A 17028-nucleotide genomic window follows, 5' to 3' on the forward strand; every position below is an offset into this window, starting at 1 on the left:
GTTATTAAAACAATTGTGATGGCAAAAAATACGCTACCAGAACCTCCGCAATCCGCAAACCTGATTCAGTCGGGAACTTTCATTACCGGCGATATTGAATCGAATGGCAATATCAGGATTGACGGCACACTGAAAGGAACTGTTACTGCAGGAGGAAAGGTAATTCTGGGTTCTACCGGAACCGTTGAAGGCGATATTATCTGCATCAACGCAGATATCGAAGGAAAAGTAAACGGAACCATCAGGGTAAAGGAACTGCTCTCTTTCAAGGCAACCGCCCTGGTGAACGGCGAAATCATGACCGACAAACTTGCCATTGAACCGGGGGCAAGATTTACGGGCACTTGCCGGATGGATACCAATACCCCTGATACCATCCCGGCTCAGCATTATGCCGAGGCCGAACAACAATAAAAAAAACGGGAATCCACTGGCTTCGTATGCCAGATATTCCGCCATTGCCCTGCAAATGGGCGTCATTATAGCAGCCGGTGTTTTTGGCGGATTTAAAACCGACCAACTGCTGAACCTAAAATTCCCGGTATTTACGGTATTTCTTTCCCTGCTTGCCGTTGGCGGCGCCATCTGGTTGCTTGTTAAAGAAGTTAACTACAAAGACAAAGAAAGATGAGCACAAGCAACTACCTGTACCTCAAAAAACTACTGCTGATTACTGCAGCCTCCGGCATACTTATGCTTGTTGCTTTTCTGACCGTACCTCAGTACCTTAGTCCGGCACTTCCGTTCGTATTGATTTTCTTTATGTCGGTGTCTCTGATTTCATATTATCTGCTGCAGAAAAAAGCCGCATCGGGAACATCCGGGTTTGTAACGGGGTTCATGAGCCATACCGTGCTGAGAATGGCGCTATATCTTGCAATCATTCTCAGCTATGCTTTTCTTAACCGTGAAGATGCAGTAAGGTTTATTATCGGTTTTTTCATTTTATATCTGATCTTTACCATCTTTGAAGTTTATCAGTTTCTGATACTTACCCGGAAAAGCAAGCCTGCCGGAGAATAGCTGATACCGATGAATGGAATTCAGGTTTTTTTTGAATTCCGTTTTGTTTTGAACTTTAAAGATATTTTTTTGTTTAATCTTTGTTCGGATATATTAAACAATTAAGTTTACAGTATTTCCCGGCAAAACAAACGAAAACCTATGATCTTTATCACCCGCAAAGAACATTTTAATGCCGCGCACCGTCTCTTCAAAGCCGAATACAGTGATGAAAAGAACCTTGAGGTTTTCGGAAAATGCTCAAACCCGAACTGGCACGGGCACAATTACGAACTTTTTGTAACTGTTAAAGGACCGGTCGACCCGGAAACAGGTTTTCTGATCAATCTGAAAGATCTCAGCAAAATCATCAATCAATTTGTTGTTGACAAACTGGATCATAAGAATGTGAACCTTGAAGTTGATTTTATGTCCGGAAAGCTTGCATCAACTGAAAACCTTGCCATTGCTATCTGGGAGCAACTTGAACAACCAATCAGTGAAACCGGTGCCCGGTTGCATTGTGTGAAACTCTTCGAAACTGAAAGAAATTTTGTTGAATACTTCGGAAATTAAAAAACCAGAAATATGAGCAGTGAAATCGTGAAAGACATGATCATCGAAAACATGATGGATGATTACGAAATAAAGGACGGATATCAGAAACGTGATCTCTACAACCAGAAAACCATCAAAAAACTGGCTGGTCATTACAGGGAAATCCTTAAGCTGATCGGAGAAGATCCAACAAGAGAAGGCCTGGAGAAAACCCCGGAACGTGTGTCCAAAGCAATGCAGTTCCTCACGCATGGTTACGACCTGAACCCTGAAGATATCCTTCGCTCGGCAATGTTTAAGGAAGACTACAAACAGATGGTGCTGGTGAAAGACATTGAAGTTTATTCGATGTGCGAACACCATATGATCCCGTTCTTTGGCAGGGCGCATGTGGCTTATATCCCCAACGGATATATTGTCGGATTAAGCAAAATACCAAGAATTGTTGACGCCTTTGCCCGGCGCCTGCAGGTCCAGGAGCGACTCACCACCCAGATAAAGGAGTGCATTCAGAACACCCTGAAACCCCTCGGCGTTGCAGTGGTAATAGAAGCCCAGCATATGTGCATGAGCATGCGCGGGATTCAGAAGCAGAATTCGGTGACCACCACTTCCGATTTTACCGGAGCGTTTCTTGGCGAAAAAACCCGTGCAGAGTTCATTCATCTGATAGGTTCAAGGCTCCACGGAAATTAATTAAAGGCGCTTTAAGCCGATCAGAACTTCTGCTTTAACTCTATGCCGGCCCTGTTCATCAGGCCGGCATTTGTATTTAATATATCCTGAATAATAATCAACCGCGTCAGCTGTCCGGTCAGCAGCTATCCATTCGTCATTGCGAACGGCGTGTTTATCAGCGCTTCGCAACATTCATCATGATTACAGCCCCTAATCTGACTCAGAAAGTTCATCCTCAAAAACACCTGCAGTTTCCTGCCTTTTTGTAATTTAGCCTATCCGACAACCTAAGATGATCTTTCCTATGGATAAGAATATAACGCTGATTAACAATACAATAGCCTTTGTTAAAGAAACATTGAAAGATGCCGAAGGCGGCCATGACTGGTTTCACATTGAGCGGGTGTGGAAAAATACCCGTACCATCGCTGAATCAGAATCGTGTAACATGCTGGTTGCCGAACTAGGGGCATTGCTGCATGATATTGCTGACGCCAAATTCCATAATGGTGATGAGGAAGCCGGGCCGGCCCTGGCCCGGGAATTTCTGACATCCCAACATGTTGATGAAGAAGTGATTTATCAGGTAGAGATGATCATACGGCATGTTTCCTTCGGAGGAGGAAATACACCGGCAACCTTTAAGTCGCCGGAATTATCGGTGGTACAGGATGCAGACCGCCTTGATGCCATGGGGGCCATTGGCATAGCCCGCGCGTTTCATTACGGAGGGCACAAAAACAGGCAGCTCTACAATCCAGGAATCCCGCCTGATATGACCATGAGCAAAGAAAAATACAGAAAAAGCAATGCGCCTACCCTCAACCATTTCTATGAAAAACTTCTGTTGCTGAAAGACCTCATGAATACGGAAACCGGGCGTCGCATGGCAAGCCGCAGGCATGCGTTCATGCAGACGTATCTGATTGAATTCCTTTCTGAATGGGAAGGCGGCTGAATTGAACCTGACGCAGGTTCGCCCCTAATGGCCACATTGTCACTCCGGGATTCAACCAATTCCCATGTAAACAGTCAATAAAATATACAGCTTTCCCAAGCATTTTCAGCCTTAATCTGTTATATTTGTAATTAAACATCTAAAAATGAATTTTAGTAAGCTATGAACAGACCTCCTTTCTCAAAAGACATCCTGAAGATCAAAGACATAGAGGCGATGGCCGGTCATCTGGGCGCACTTCTCAAAGAAGAAATTTTCGTTAAATACAAGCGGCGCGGAGCCGTGGTCGGCATCAGCGGCGGAATTGACTCATCGGTTTCTATGGCCCTGGCCGCAAAATATATCGGAGCTGAGCGGGTTTTCGGCGTAATGATGCCGGAAAAAGATTCCAGTCCCGACAGCGAAAGCCTGGCGGAGAAACTCGCAAAGAAATTCGGGGTTCCGCATATAGTTGAAAATATCAGGCCTGCACTGGAAGGATTCAAATGTTACGAGCGGCGTGATGAAGCCATTAAAAGGGTCTTTCCAGAGTTTGATCCGCTTACGGATAAATCCAAGATCGGCATAAACAAGACCGGTCTTGATCAGAAACTTCCGCCGGTGTTTCACCTGACGATTATCGATAAAAACGGCAACCAGAAAAGCAAGATTATTCCCATCAACGAATACCTTCAGATCGTTGCAGCTTCAAACTTCAAGCAAAGGTGCCGCATGTCGATGGTGTATTACTATGCTGAGAAGATGCATTACATGGTGATCGGGACCGCCAACAAACATGAGATTGACCAGGGTTTCTTCGTGAAATACGGCGACGGAGGGGCAGATTTCTATCCCCAGGCCAACCTGTACAAAACCCAGGTTTATCAACTGGCCGAATATCTGGGTGTCCCCGATGAAATCATACAACGCACACCCACTACCGACACTTACAGCGCAGAACAAACCCAGGAGGAGTTTTTCTACCAGCTGCCATTCGAGATCATGGACCCCATGTGGTATGGTTTCGAAAACGGTTACTCACCGGATGAAGTAGGTGAAGTGATGGGGATGCCGGCCGGCGAGGTGCAGATTATTTTCGACAACTTCGCCCGTAAGAAAAAAACCACTGAATACCTGAGAGCCAATCCTTACTATTTCCCGGTGATTTAAGCAAAACGCCATGAATGCTTTTGACTATTTCTTCGAAAACACGTCGGCCCTGGACAAAGAGGCTGTTACAGGCCGAGAACCGGTCAGTTATCCCCGCTTGTTTGCAAATTCTGTCAGAACAGCCGCCCGGTTTAAACAAATCCACGGAGAAAATAATTATGTCATCATCCTGAGCGAGAATTCCGGTTTTTTCATCACGGTTTACCTTGCCCTGATGAAATCGGGAAACATCTGCGTACCGCTGAATCCTGCCATCGAACTGGAAAATCTGGATAAAGTGCTCGAAAAAACAGGTTCAACCCTGGCATTTATCAGCAGGAAGTATCAGCAACGCTTCGCTGCTTACAATTTTACCGTTTACGATGATCTGACACTGGAGAAGTGGTGCTCTGAAGAAACAGCAACAGACATCCCCTATCCCGATCCCGGGTTTGACGATCAAAGGCTGGCGGAGATCATTTTCACCTCAGGTTCAACGGGTGAACAGAAAGGGGCAATGATCACCCATCGTAATATTATTGCCAATTCCGTATCCATCATCGAATACCTGAAACTTACTTCTTCCGACATCATCGAGGTGGTGATGCCCTTCTATTATTGCTACGGACTCTCGCTTCTGCATACCCACCTGCGGGTTGGCGGGGCAGTTAACCTGAACAACTCATTTATTTTTATCGGGAGTGTTATTGACGATCTCAATAAATACAACTGTACCGGTTTTGCAGGGGTCCCAAGCCATTTTCAGATACTTCTGAGAAAGACAAGGGATTTCAAGAATACAAAATTTCAATCGCTTCGCTACGTCACCCAGGCCGGCGGCAAATTACACACTGCATTTATCGAGGAATTTATTGATGCCTTCCCTGATATAAAGTTTTATGTGATGTATGGTCAGACAGAAGCCACAGCAAGGCTTTCGTATCTCCCCCCGGAGATGTTGCGTCAGAAACTCGGCTCACTCGGACGCGGCATCCCGGGAGTTACCCTTAAGGTTGTCAATGAAGCCGGAGAACCGGTGAAACCCGGAGAAACCGGGGAAATTATTGCCAAAGGCGACAACGTGATGGCAGGATATTTCAAGGATCCGGAAACTACGGCTGCCACGATCCGGAATGGCTGGCTTTATACCGGCGATATGGCCACCGTTGATGATGAAGGATATATCTTTATGCAATCGAGGGCAAAAGAAATCATCAAAGTAAGGGGAATCCGGATCAGCCCGAAGGAAATTGAGGCTGTAATAGTTTCTTACCCCGGGGTGATTGATTGCACCATTACAGCCGAGCAGGACGATATTGCCGGGGAAGCCATCAAAGCTACCGTAGTGGTGAATGAATCCGATCTTGATAAGTTCACTGCCGATGAGATCAGGGAACACTGCGCAAAGAACCTCGCCTCATTCAAAGTGCCTCAGAAAGTAGTGTTTGACACCAAACTTTACTTCAACGCAGCCGGCAAGAAATCAAAGTACTGAGGAAATCTATTCACCAATAAGTCCGCCTCTGGCCCATAGCATGGTTACCAGCGAATCCATGATCGCCGGCTGAGGATGGAAATAATCGATAAAATTCGAACGTTCTGATTTTATCTCCGACAGGCGGTCGAGATCATAGGTTGTACCCAGAGACTGCATATCTGCTTTAAACCGCAGCTTCTGATCAAAAAGTCCGACACTTCTCAGGTGCTCATCCACCGCCTTATACACCGGAAGTATGATAAATTCCAGATCGATTCCGTGCGCTTCGCAATACGCTTTGATCTTCTTAAACTCCCTGTTATAATTCTGAGGGTATTCATATTTCTTAAAAAACAGATCAAGCCTGAATTGCGCAAGATGCTGAAGTTCCTGCTGATTTAAAAACTCGTACGACCGGTTGATGACCTTAGGATTACGGGTGATAACCCAGACGAGATTCATAAATGAGTCAATGAAAATTTCCTTGGTGGTAAAATACTCCCATGGCCGGTCGAAATAGTCCTGCGCGAAGTGAAAAAGATCATATTCGCGATGGGTATTGTAATTCATGAAAGCCACCTGAAAATAAACCTTTTCGGGCTTCACATACTTAACGGCAAACCAGAATGTCTCAAACATGGTATTGAAACTTGCCCCCGGAAAACAAAAATTATAGTATTCTTCACCGGTCAGTTCCCCGATCAGTTCAGTATTTATGTCCCTGCCCTGCGAATCGCCGATAATAAGGTTTTTTACAGGTTTACGCTTGAATTCTAAGGTTTTCCAGAGGATATTTCCGCGCGGACTGCTTTCATCTGTGCGCTGAATCACCCTGAACTTGTCCTCATCGCTGATAACACTGGAAAAATTCAAAAAATTATAAGGATCCACGACAATTATAATCGCGGCATATATGAAGAGAGGCACTGAAAAAAGCAAGCCTTTGAGCAGGTATTTATTCATAAATATCTCTCCTGTGGTTAAAATTGCAGATAAACAAAAGCATCACCGGCTCCGCTGTAATAAAAAACAGCCACCATCATCAGATAATAACCCGTCCAGCGCAGTCCGCGGGGAAGACCGTAAAAATAAGACGGCACATCCACTTTCATCTCCTGCAGCATTTCCTTGATATAGATCACCCCGAATGCAATTATTGCGACAAAAAAGCTTGCAGAATCGTAGATCAGCTTATTGCCACTCAGATTAAACCTGAAATCGGAGAAAATATGTGAAAGGAAGTAGAAGGCATCATGGATATTCTGCGAATTGAAGAATACCAGCGTCAGGCTGAAAAATAAATAGGTCAGGGTCCGGCTGACGAATGTCACCAGTCCCTGAGGCAGCCTGGATGCAATCTGCAGTCGCTTCCGCTTGGTTGCAAACTCATAACTGATAGCAATTCCCTGTAAAAGGCCCACTGCCACAAAAGTCCAGTTTGCACCATGCCAGATACCGATAACATAAAAGGTTATGAAGATTCCGGCTATGGCCGCCTTGTTGCCATATTTACGGTATTTAACAATGAATGGGGAAAAGATAAAGTCATTGCACCAGGATGAAAGCGAAATATGCCAGCGCCGCCAGAATTCCCCCACATTTCTGGCAAAAAACGGCCGGTTAAAATTATCAACCAGTTTTATCCCGAAAATCCGGGCCACACCAAGTGCCATATCAGTATATCCGGAAAAATCAGCATACAGATGGATCGCCTGAAGGAAAAAGATGATCAGCAATGGCAAACCAGTGTAATCTTCAATATTGTTGTAAAGCTTGTAAACCGGATCAGCCAGATTATTACCGATGACCACCTTTTTAAACATCCCCCACAGAAACAGCCTCAGCCCTGCCGTAACGTTATCTGCCTGAAACAAAACCGGCTTGCTGATCTGCGGAAAAAAATGATTGGAACGCTCTACAGGTCCTGCCAGAAACTTCGGGAAAAAGATCAGGTAGTTGGCAAAAGCCAGAAATGAAGTTTCGGCTTTTTCCGCCTTTCTGTTGATCCTGATAAGATATCCCAATGCCTGGAAGGTATAATAAGAAATCCCAACAGGAATAATAAGATCAAGGAGTTTTAAACTTCCCTGAGCATTAAATAATGACAAAAACAGATTGACATTCTCAAAAAAGAAATTGATATACTTGAAAAAGCCAAGAATGCCAATATTGGCAGCGATTGTAATCCAGAAAACTGTCACCCGGAACCTTGTTTCTGCTTTCTTCTGCAACCAAATGCCGAGAAAATAGTTTAATATAACGAAGATCAGGGTAAAAACGACTAATTTTGGAGAAAGAAAAGCAATAAAAAAAATACTTGCCGCAAACAGCACCAGTTGCTGAAACTTGTATCCTATCCTGTAATATAGCAGAAATGTTACAGCCAGGAAAACAAAAAAGTATAATGAGTCGAAATGCACCTGTTCGGGGATTGATTGAAAGAATTAAAAACTTATAAACTATTAAATCAAACGCTATGTTCAAGACAAATTTAAACTTTTTGCTTTTCACAGCAGCGCTTGTGTTTGTTTTTTTATTTAACGGATGTAAAAACGAAAAAACAATGGTTCCCGGCGATAACTCTTACAAAATAATGTTTCTCCACCACAGCACAGGCCATGTGATCTGGAAAGGAGAAACAGGCGGGATCAAGGGATTGTTTGGGAAAAAAGAAGCTGTTCCTGCCTGGTTTACAAAATATAACAAGGAAAACGGGACGGACTATTTCATCACTGAACAGAATTTCCCGAAGGCACAGCCCTATGGATGGAACAATTATCCTTTTGATTACTTCAACATCTGGGTAAAAAACGCCGGCGATGAAGCATATATGGAAGAACCCACCCTCGAGATGCTCGCAAAGGATTATGATCTCATCGTATTCAAGCATTGCTTCCCGGTCAGCAACATTGACATTGATCTTGATACTGCAGACATTGACTCTCCGGAGAAGCGGCTTCAGAACTACAAAGCCCAGTACGAAGCAATCAGGGAAAAGCTGCTTCAGTTTCCTGAAAATAAGTTCATACTCTGGACTGCCGCTGCCCATGTGCAGTCAAATGTTACGGAAGAAGAGGCCATGCGTACCCGCGAATTTGTTGACTGGGTAATACAGGAATGGGATAAACCCGGGGACAACATCTTTCTTTGGGATTTCTATGCGCTGGAAACTGAAGGCGGACTGTACCTGAAGGAAGAATATTCTGCAAAGAAGGGAGATTCACACCCATCAGCGAAGTTTGGCGAAAGGGTAGCCCCCCTCTTCGCTTCCAGAATTGTGGATGTTATTGAAAATAATGGCGAAAAAACAAATCTCAAAGGAGAAACAAAATAACTTTTGTTTCTGTTAATTATCCACCTGCTATTTTAAATTATAACCCTACACGAAAAATGTTGCAATTAAGTGAAGTTAAAGACCAGCTGAAAAAATTCATCGTTGAAACAGCCTTTGTCCCTGCCGATAAGGTTCAGGACGACACCCTAATTTTTGTTGAAGGAATCTTCGATTCGATGGGTTTTCTGGCTCTGATAAATTTTATTGAAGAAAATTTCAAGATTAAAGCTGCTGATTCCGAATTGCTGGAAGGCAATTTTGAGTCAGTGAACGCCATTGCCGGTTTCATCGGCAGTAAACTTAACTAATGTCCTAGCCATGTGCGGCATTGCAGGAATTCTGAATCTTGGAGGCCTGGAAACAGTCCCCACCGAGCAGCAGCTCACAACCATGCTGGCTGCTATCCGTTACAGGGGGCCCGACGAAAGCGGAATCTACCTGAATCACAAGATCGGGTTAGGCAATGTGCGTCTCAGCATTCTCGACCTGTCCTCCGGACTGCAGCCCATATCGGTACGGGATAAGCGCTATTGGATTGTATACAATGGCGAATTGTTCAATTACATAGAGATCCGCAGGGAACTTGAGAGCCTTGGCATCAGCTTCGTAACCAACACCGATACGGAAGTTGTTATACAGGCCTATGCGCAGTGGGGGCCTCAATGCCTTCAGCAATTTATCGGGCAGTTTGCCATTGCCATCTGGGACAGTCAAAAGGAAGAACTCTTCCTGGCCCGCGACCGGGTTGGGATAAGGCCGATCTTTTATACCCGTTCCGGAGATCGTTTCATCTTTTGTTCTGAAATAAAAGGCATTTTTCAGGTGCCGGGTGTAAGAAGAGCGATCAGTCACAAAGGGCTTTCGCAGATTTTCTCATTCTGGACTACCATTACGCCCGACACGCCCTTCGAGAATATCTATGAAATACCCCCCGGGCACTACCTGACCATTGGCAAAGGGGAGACTGCAATTACCCGTTACTGGAACTTTAAATTTCCGGAGGATGGAAATTACATCAGACTCAGCCTGAATGAAGCTGCAGAAGAGTTGCGCGGGCTTTTTAAAGATGCCGTAAGAATAAGGCTCAGGGCCGACGTTGAGGTGGCCGCCTACCTGAGCGGCGGTATCGACAGCAGTGTTACCACTGCCTTTATCCACGAACTGGAGCCGGGCGTGCTCAATACCTTCTCTATCGGATTCAGCGACAAAGCTTTCGATGAAACCGCCTTTCAACTGGAAGCAGCGAAATACTTCAACACGCACCACACTGCATTTTCCTGTACTTCCGCAGAGATCGGCCAACATTTCTACGATACAATCCGGCACACCGAATTCCCTGTCCTCCGCACGGCACCAACCCCCATGTACCTCCTTTCGAAAAAAGTACGTGAACATAACATCAAAGTGGTAATCACCGGTGAAGGCGCCGATGAAATGCTCGCCGGATACAACATCTTCAAAGAGGCAAAAATCAGGCGTTTCTGGGCAACCAATCCACAATCGGACATCCGTCCGCTGCTGCTGAAGAAACTTTACCCTTACCTGCCGATGATGAAGGACGCAAAATCCTCCGTACTTAAAATGTTTTTTGGTTACAAGCTATCCGATACCGATAATCCTTATTACTCACACCTCCTGCGCTGGCACAATACCTCGCGGCTGCAGAATTATTTCAACGACCCTGTCATTGCCGGTCTTAAAGGATATGACCCTTTGGATGAGGTAAGTAAAAACCTGGCAGAGAACTTCAGCCAATGGGGAGACCTGGCCAGGTCGCAATACCTCGAATCCACCATCTTTATGTCGGGTTACCTTCTTTCATCGCAGGGAGACCGCATGGCCATGGCCAATTCAGTGGAAGGCCGGTATCCGTTTCTGGATCACAGGGTGATTGAATTTGCCGCCGGACTGCCTGAAAGTTACAAGCTGAACAGCCTGAACGAAAAGTTTATCCTGAAAAAGATGATGCAGGGCAAAATTCCGGAATCCATACTTCACAGGCACAAACAAGCTTACAGGGCTCCGGTTTCCTCAAGTCTCGCAGGTACCCTGGCTCCGGATTATGCTAAAGAAATGCTCAATGAAAGCGCGATACGGTCGACCGGAATCTTCGATCCCGAAAAAGTAAATAAACTCGTTGATAAACTCGGGCAGCCAGGCAGTCAGGCAACGGAAGTTGAAAACATGGCCATTGCAGGGATACTCTCCACCCAATTGCTGGATCATTTCTTCATCAGCGATACCGTACTTGTTGCACCCGGAGAAAAGCCTGCAAATCTGAGGATATTCAGAGACTGATCCGATTAACTGCCTGCATATTAGTACATTACACAACAATCGGCTTTAACGGGTATTTTGTAACTTTGCCGGCTGAAACTTAGAAAACTCATACCTTATGAAAGCATACGTATTTCCCGGACAGGGAGCCCAGTTTGTGGGCATGGGCAAAGAACTTTACGACAACAATGCCATGGCGAAAGAGATGTTTGAAAAAGCCAATGAAATTCTTGGCTTCCGCATCACCGACCTGATGTTTGCCGGCACCGACGAAGACCTGCGACAGACCAGGGTGACACAGCCCGCCATTTTCCTGCATTCGGTGATCCTGGCCAAAACCCTGGGCGAATCGTTTCGGCCCGATATGACCGCCGGACATTCTTTGGGTGAATTCTCGGCATTGGTGGCTGCCGGCGCATTGTCGTTCGAAGACGGCCTCAGGCTGGTTTATGCCCGTGCCATGGCCATGCAGAAAGCCTGTGAAGCTGAGCCCTCGACCATGGCCGCCATTCTTGGACTGGCCGACGAAAAAGTTGAAGAAGTCTTATCAGGCATAGACGATGTGGTTGTTCCGGCCAATTACAACAGTCCCGGACAACTGGTGATCAGCGGCTCGGTGAAAGGTATTGAAGTTGCCTGCGAGCAACTTAAAGCGGCCGGCGCCAAACGCGCACTTCCGCTAAAAGTTGGAGGCGCCTTCCATTCTCCGTTGATGGAACCTGCCCGCGTCGAACTGGCAGCAGCCATAAATGCAACCAGCTTTAACGCGCCTGTTTGCCCAGTATATCAAAATGTCAGCGGCAAACCGAATACCGACCCTGCTCAGATCCGCGAAAACCTCATCGCGCAGCTTACGGCACCGGTCCGGTGGACCCAGAGCGTTCAAAATATGGTTGCCGGCGGCGCTACCCATTTTGTGGAAGTAGGCCCGGGTACCGTTCTTCAGGGACTGGTAAAAAAAATAGCTCCCGAAGTGGAAGCTGTAAGCGCATAAACTTTAGTAAGTGAAAATCAAAAAGCCGGTTGCCCGGCTTTTTTTATTCTTTTCCGATCATTACTTCGGTCGACTTAATGATGGCATACACCTCATCACCCGGCTTCAGGTTCAGCTCCTGCACACTTTCCATGGTGATGACCGAACTCAGGTGATTTCCCCCTCCGATGTCAAGAATTACACGTGCAGTAACCACACCGGACTTGATTTCCGTAATGACGCCTTTGATTTGATTTCTTGCACTGATTTTCATGATGCTTCGCATTTTGGCCTAAAGGATTAACATTTCCCGGTCTATAAAGTTCACACAAGCACGCTCAACTGTTGAAAGAATCAGTTCTTCATTGCGGAGATATCAGGAATACCCGGACAGGTAACCGAAAAATTGCACCGGAATGTGTGTTGAAACAACCGGCTTATACCAGCATCCTTTCCATGGCGATCTTAACAAGCATCGCTGTATTCCGGGCGCCCAGCTTACAAAGCAGATTTTTGCGGTAGCTGTTAATGGTTTCTAAACCCAGAAACATCCGGTCAGCTATTTCGGGGTTGGTAAACCCATCAACAATGTACCTCAGCAGTTCGGTTTCGCGGTTGGTGAGCCAGACCTGCGGTTCACCGCGACGGTGGAGCATTACATCGATCTCTTCGCAAAGAAACTGCTGGTTCTTATACACCGTTTCAATACTCAGGATGATTTCATCGGGCATGGCATTTTTAATCACGTAACCGGAAGCTCCGTTGGCCAGCATGCGTTTGACCACAGAATAGTCACTGTAACTGGTAAGGGCCACGATCTTCACATCGGGGAAAGTGGATTTAAGCTGCCGGCACAAATCAAGCCCGCTTGCATCGGGCAGGTTGATATCGAGGAGCACCACATGAGGCTCGCACCGGACAATAACGGAAATAGCCTCCTGAGCGGAGTAGGCAACATCGCTGACCAGGGCAACCTGCGACTCATCGATCAGCTTGCGCAGTCCTTCAACCACCATTTTGTGATCGTCGACGATAACAACTTTAATGCGATCCATATCAACACCTTAAATCATAAAACTTACGCTCACTTCCGTGCCTTTGCCGGGTACAGAAACAATATCCACAGTTCCCCGGAACATTCCGGCCCGGCTCCTGATGTTATTCAGCCCGGTACCCGTAACGGCTGCAGCCGGATCGAAGCCTTTACCGTCGTCATGAACCGTGAGGGTAACCGAATCCATCTGCTGAACCAGTTGCACATTGATGGCATCAGCCGATGCATGTTTCAGGGCATTGTTCACCAACTCGTGGATGGTGCGGTAAATCATAACCTCCAGCCTGGATTCAAGCCTGTCTTCATTGCCAAAGAAATGAAACTTCAGATTGGGAATACTGCGGCAGAAATCGTTAAGGGCTACTTTAAGCCCGTAACGGGAGAGCGACTCTGGCATCATATTATGCGCCACCCTCCTGAGCTCCTGCATGGATTCATCCAGCAAACTTACTACCCTGTTGAATTTCTGAACATCTCCGGCCTCAAGTATCACCCCGTTTTTTACATCAAACAGATTGAGTTTCACCGCCGACAACATACCCCCGAGACCGTCGTGCAGGTCACGGGCAAGGCGGCTGCGCTCGGCAGTTTCGCCATCAAGCACCGATTGCGTGGCTATGGTAAGTTTTTCCTGCTCAAGCTGCTTAACCTTCTGCTCGGCAAGTAACCGGCGCTGTTTCAGATTTTTCTGCCTGAGCATCAGCAACAACACCACAATAAGAAAGATTAAAGTGCCGGTCAGAATCCCGATCCATTGCAATTTCTGTCTGTTCTTAAGGTTACTGATGATCAGTTCTTTTTTCTCGCTTTCATATTTCACCTCCATCTCGGATATCTTATCCCTGAATTCATCTTCCTGGGCTTCGTTTTTAAGTTTGACATAGGCTGTATAAAACTTCAGCGCATTCTGTTTGTCACCGACTTGAATGCTCAGGGTAGTCAGCAGATCATAATGATAAATCATATCTGATTTATTTGAGGTATCTGCCAGTGAGAAAGCTTCGAAAGCCACTTCACGGGCTTTTTCAAAGTCACCGTGCTTCATATAATAATCTGCCAGCAGCCTCAGCGCTTCCGCCCTGAGGTGATCGTTACCGGTTTGTTCGCTGATTGAGTAGGCTTCGCGGGCATATTTCAGTGCGTCACCGTCATTGTTTAATCCTATGGCAGCACTTCCGGCCCGCACCAGGCAAGCACCTGTGAAAAAAGGATCATTCAGCTGCCTGAAAACCTCAACGGCTTCCTTGCCATAGCCAAAAGCTTCTTCAAACTTCCTTTGCGAGGATAAACTCAGGCAGAGGTTGATGAGGCTGATACCCCTTGAACGGTCGACGGGAAGCCGGTACTGAATCTCAAGGGCTTTTCTCATGTATTCGTCATGCTTTCCGTTATTGCCCATTTCATTGTAAATGGTACCCATATTGGCAAGCGTCTGCGCAATCCTGAAGTCATCTTTCTGCTCTGTATAATAATCAAGCACCTTCTGAAGCTTTGCCAGCGCCTCCTCAAATTTAAAAGTCAACCTGCAGGCAGTACTGATATTACAAAGCTGGTTCATGGTTGCATCATCATTGCCGGCCTCCTTATATTGCTTATAAGCCCTGGTAAAAAAGTAACCGGCGCTATCGGCCATCCCCCGGGCCAGGTACAAGGACCCAAGGTTTGCAAAAGCACCACCTACCCACTCCCGGTTATCTGATTGCCTGCTGAAATCCATTTGCTGCCACACTGTTTGCAGCGCTGACTGATGGTCGTTCGCTTCATAATAATCGAACAGCTGATTGTAGGCATTGAATTTTTCAACTCCTTTAGCCCGCGATATCACATTCAAAAGTGAATCGGTATAGGATGCCGCATATCCCTGAAACGAAAAAGTGAGGCAGCAACAACCCACCAATAGGATGATGCAGATCCTGCGGGAAAAAGTAACATCATTATTTTGACCAAACCAAAAGCTTAACATCTGAAAAAGGAATAATTTGAGTTTATGCAAATGTATCAATCATTTCCCGCATTCAAAAACCCCCAAAAGGGGGTATTTTCTGATAGAAGGGCTGAATAGTTTTGCACAAGTTTCAAACTCAAAAAAAACACATTATGAAAAAATTATCTGTATTGTTTGCCTTCTTTACCACACTGGTTCTGCTTTCAACCTCCTGTACGAAAGATGATGATAAGCCTTCCCTCAAAAGCGAAAAACAGATTCTGGGCATCGTATTCAATCAGTTTACCCCTGCAGTGGTCGCAACCGTTGATCAGGATAACAAGACCGCGACTGCGGTAATTCCTGCAAACGGGAACATCACAGCACTTATTCCGACCATCACAGTTTCAAGCGGTGCAACCGTAAACCCGGCTTCCGGAACGGTTGTGGATTTCACCGCTCCGGTGGCATTTACGGTTACTGCCGAAGATGGGAGCACTTCAGCGTATGTGGTTACCGTTACCTCCGAAGGCGGCGGCATGGGTTCAGAAACCCTTACAGGAAGTATGTCGGCAAACCGCACCCTTGTCAACCGCAACGATGGAATTGATTATATTATTGATGGATATTTCTACATCGAAGGGAATGCACTGTTAACCGTGGAGCCGGGAGTAAAAATCGCATTTACCGGCGTGGGCAGTGGCATCAGTGTCGGCGAAAATGCCGGATTAAGAATGGTGGGAACAGCGCAGCAACCCATTATCCTGACCGGACCTGTGAACAACCAGAATAAAGGTTCATGGGATCAGGTAAGTATCTATTCGAGCCGCAGTGACAATCAGTTTGAATATGTGGAGTTTATCAACGGCGGCAGCGACGAAGACTGGGCGGTGGTAGTTTTGTTATACAATGCAAAACTTAAAATGAATAACTGCCTGATTGACGGATCACTTGGCAGCGGAGTCATGACTTCCGATGTGTCACAGAAATTCACGGGCTTTGATAACAACACCATCAAAAACTGCGAAAGGTATCCCATCAGAATGGCTGACCTTTCACATTGCAGCGTGCTGAATGAAACCTCACAGCTTGCCCTTAACAACCGTCCGATGGTATGGGTTAACGGACTGAGCATGAACGAGGATTTTACCCTGAACAAAACCACGGTTCCCTATGCATTTGAAAACAGCGCTTATGTTGAAAAAAATCTGAGTATTGGTAAAGGAGTTCAGATCCTGTTCAGTGCGGATACCTGGATGAATGTAATCAATTCGGGGAGGTTGCAGGTGAACGGAACAGCCTCGGAGCCGGTGCTTTTCTCAAAACTGGATGCAAATGCCTCGAACTGGGAAGGGCTTTACATCTCAACAGACCATGAAAACTCACTCAGCAATTGCATCATTGAGTATGCCGGCTCAAACAGCACTTTTAAATGCAATGTGGTGGTTGATTATAACGCAATCCTTGCAATGGATAATGTAACACTCAGAAATTCAAAATACTTCGGGATCGGGCTTCACGATGACAGCATTATAACACATACCAATGTCTCGTTCTCGGGCAACCCTTCGGGCAATGTTTACAATTTTGACACCGGCGAAGTCAGCGGCAGTTTATAGTGTGTTTTGCGATATCCGGAGTTATTTACAACCGGATCAAACCGGA

At 46.0% G+C, this 17028-nt stretch carries 18 protein-coding genes; 13 read left to right on the forward strand and 5 right to left on the reverse strand.

Annotated elements, in window-relative coordinates:
- Positions 1-18: 18 nt before the first annotated feature.
- The 8 genes from TBC1_RS08030 (at position 19) to TBC1_RS08065 (ending at position 5819) form a co-directional block, all read left to right on the forward strand.
- Positions 19-414, forward strand: a complete 396-nt coding sequence (locus tag TBC1_RS08030) for a bactofilin family protein (protein WP_172668855.1) — start codon at positions 19-21, stop codon at positions 412-414.
- Entirely contained in the window at positions 392-631 is a 240-nt protein-coding gene (locus tag TBC1_RS08035; RefSeq protein WP_062040564.1) for an AtpZ/AtpI family protein, read from the forward strand. Before TBC1_RS08030 ends, TBC1_RS08035 begins: the two co-directional genes overlap by 23 nt.
- Positions 628-1023, forward strand: coding sequence for a hypothetical protein (locus tag TBC1_RS08040; protein WP_062040567.1), 396 nt, complete (start codon positions 628-630; stop codon positions 1021-1023). The genes TBC1_RS08035 and TBC1_RS08040 overlap by 4 nt, the downstream gene beginning before the upstream one ends.
- Positions 1024-1164: 141 nt before the next feature.
- The gene (locus tag TBC1_RS08045; protein ID WP_062040571.1) at positions 1165-1578 is read left to right on the forward strand and encodes a 6-pyruvoyl trahydropterin synthase family protein; all 414 of its coding nucleotides are present in this window, start codon (positions 1165-1167) and stop codon (positions 1576-1578) included.
- Positions 1579-1590: 12 nt separating this feature from the next.
- Positions 1591-2256 (forward strand): GTP cyclohydrolase I FolE, encoded by a 666-nt coding sequence (folE, locus tag TBC1_RS08050; RefSeq protein WP_394330753.1) that lies wholly within the window; start codon positions 1591-1593, stop codon positions 2254-2256.
- A gap of 286 nt (positions 2257-2542) precedes the next feature.
- Complete coding sequence (locus TBC1_RS08055; protein WP_062042893.1) at positions 2543-3196, forward strand: HD domain-containing protein; 654 nt, start codon at positions 2543-2545, stop codon at positions 3194-3196.
- Between the two features lie 162 nt (positions 3197-3358).
- Entirely contained in the window at positions 3359-4345 is a 987-nt protein-coding gene (nadE, locus tag TBC1_RS08060; protein ID WP_062040574.1) for an NAD(+) synthase, read from the forward strand.
- 10 nt (positions 4346-4355) lie between these two features.
- Complete coding sequence (locus TBC1_RS08065; protein WP_062040577.1) at positions 4356-5819, forward strand: AMP-binding protein; 1464 nt, start codon at positions 4356-4358, stop codon at positions 5817-5819.
- A gap of 6 nt (positions 5820-5825) precedes the next feature.
- On the opposite strand, the gene TBC1_RS08070 is transcribed toward TBC1_RS08065, so the two are convergent.
- Both TBC1_RS08070 and TBC1_RS08075 read right to left on the reverse strand, forming a co-directional pair.
- Complete coding sequence (locus TBC1_RS08070; RefSeq protein WP_062040580.1) at positions 5826-6764, reverse strand: hypothetical protein; 939 nt, start codon at positions 6762-6764, stop codon at positions 5826-5828.
- Between the two features lie 17 nt (positions 6765-6781).
- Entirely contained in the window at positions 6782-8221 is a 1440-nt protein-coding gene (locus TBC1_RS08075; RefSeq protein ID WP_062040582.1) for an MBOAT family O-acyltransferase, read from the reverse strand.
- A 56-nt stretch (positions 8222-8277) separates the two neighbouring features.
- Between TBC1_RS08075 and TBC1_RS08080 the strand changes: the two genes are divergently transcribed.
- From TBC1_RS08080 to fabD, 4 genes are all read left to right on the forward strand, one after another.
- Complete coding sequence (locus TBC1_RS08080) at positions 8278-9135, forward strand: hypothetical protein (RefSeq protein WP_062040585.1); 858 nt, start codon at positions 8278-8280, stop codon at positions 9133-9135.
- A gap of 56 nt (positions 9136-9191) precedes the next feature.
- On the forward strand, positions 9192-9443 hold the full coding sequence (locus TBC1_RS08085) for an acyl carrier protein (protein WP_062040588.1): 252 nt from the start codon (positions 9192-9194) through the stop codon (positions 9441-9443).
- Between the two features lie 10 nt (positions 9444-9453).
- Positions 9454-11433, forward strand: a complete 1980-nt coding sequence (asnB, locus tag TBC1_RS08090; RefSeq protein WP_062040591.1) for an asparagine synthase (glutamine-hydrolyzing) — start codon at positions 9454-9456, stop codon at positions 11431-11433.
- A gap of 97 nt (positions 11434-11530) precedes the next feature.
- Complete coding sequence (gene fabD / locus TBC1_RS08095; protein ID WP_062040594.1) at positions 11531-12406, forward strand: ACP S-malonyltransferase; 876 nt, start codon at positions 11531-11533, stop codon at positions 12404-12406.
- 43 nt (positions 12407-12449) lie between these two features.
- On the opposite strand, the gene TBC1_RS08100 is transcribed toward fabD, so the two are convergent.
- The 3 genes from TBC1_RS08100 to TBC1_RS08110 form a co-directional block, all read right to left on the reverse strand.
- Positions 12450-12659, reverse strand: coding sequence for a TOBE domain-containing protein (locus TBC1_RS08100; RefSeq protein WP_062040597.1), 210 nt, complete (start codon positions 12657-12659; stop codon positions 12450-12452).
- Between the two features lie 163 nt (positions 12660-12822).
- Entirely contained in the window at positions 12823-13440 is a 618-nt protein-coding gene (locus TBC1_RS08105) for a response regulator (protein ID WP_062040600.1), read from the reverse strand.
- A gap of 9 nt (positions 13441-13449) precedes the next feature.
- Complete coding sequence (locus TBC1_RS08110) at positions 13450-15402, reverse strand: tetratricopeptide repeat-containing sensor histidine kinase (RefSeq protein ID WP_062040603.1); 1953 nt, start codon at positions 15400-15402, stop codon at positions 13450-13452.
- Between the two features lie 134 nt (positions 15403-15536).
- Between TBC1_RS08110 and TBC1_RS08115 the strand changes: the two genes are divergently transcribed.
- The gene (locus TBC1_RS08115; RefSeq protein WP_062040606.1) at positions 15537-16982 is read left to right on the forward strand and encodes a DUF5018 domain-containing protein; all 1446 of its coding nucleotides are present in this window, start codon (positions 15537-15539) and stop codon (positions 16980-16982) included.
- Positions 16983-17028: the final 46 nt, after the last annotated feature.

Source organism: Lentimicrobium saccharophilum (assembly GCF_001192835.1).
In the GTDB taxonomy this organism is placed as follows: domain Bacteria; phylum Bacteroidota; class Bacteroidia; order Bacteroidales; family Lentimicrobiaceae; genus Lentimicrobium; species Lentimicrobium saccharophilum.